This window comes from Prolinoborus fasciculus (genome assembly GCF_056724605.1).
Genome location: NZ_JBWZQN010000177.1, coordinates 1 through 544 on the forward strand (window position 1 = coordinate 1; position 544 = coordinate 544).

Annotated in this window: 2 rRNA genes; both read left to right on the forward strand. The window is 43.4% G+C overall.

The features are described from left to right. Positions 1–179, forward strand: a 23S ribosomal RNA gene (locus AC1P5O_RS16815); the annotation flags it as partial. A gap of 268 nt (positions 180–447) precedes the next feature. After that, positions 448–544 (forward strand): 5S ribosomal RNA (gene rrf, locus AC1P5O_RS16820); the annotation flags it as partial.

Sequence of the window (544 nt, forward strand, 5' to 3'; positions counted from 1 at the left end):
TGTTCGGAAGGGATAACCGCTGAAAGCATCTAAGCGGGAAGCCTACCTCAAGATAAGATTTCCCCGAGACTTTATGTCTCCTAAAGAGCCGTTGAAGACTACGACGTTGATAGGTTGGATGTGGAAGTGTAGTGATACATGAAGCTGACCAATACTAATTGCTCGTGAGGCTTGACTATACAACACCCAAACAGTTGTTGTACGAACTTCGAAAGAAGTGAGGATCAATTGATTCGATATTAAGCAAAACAGCTTGATTTAGTGAACGCTAAAGATGAACGAAGAATAAGCAAACGTGAAAGCGTTTGCCTGAGTGCAAGGCATAAAGCTATGCTTTATGTTACACTCACAACTCAGATATATCTGTTAATAACTCATTTGATGAAAGCTAGGCACGAAGAGCACTGCTCTGAGGTTAGACCCAAGCAAATAGTCATAAACAGTTGTGCTGGCGACCATAGCAAGAGTGAACCACCTGATCCCTTCCCGAACTCAGAAGTGAAACCTCTTAGCGCTGATGGTAGTGTGGGGTTACCCATGTGAG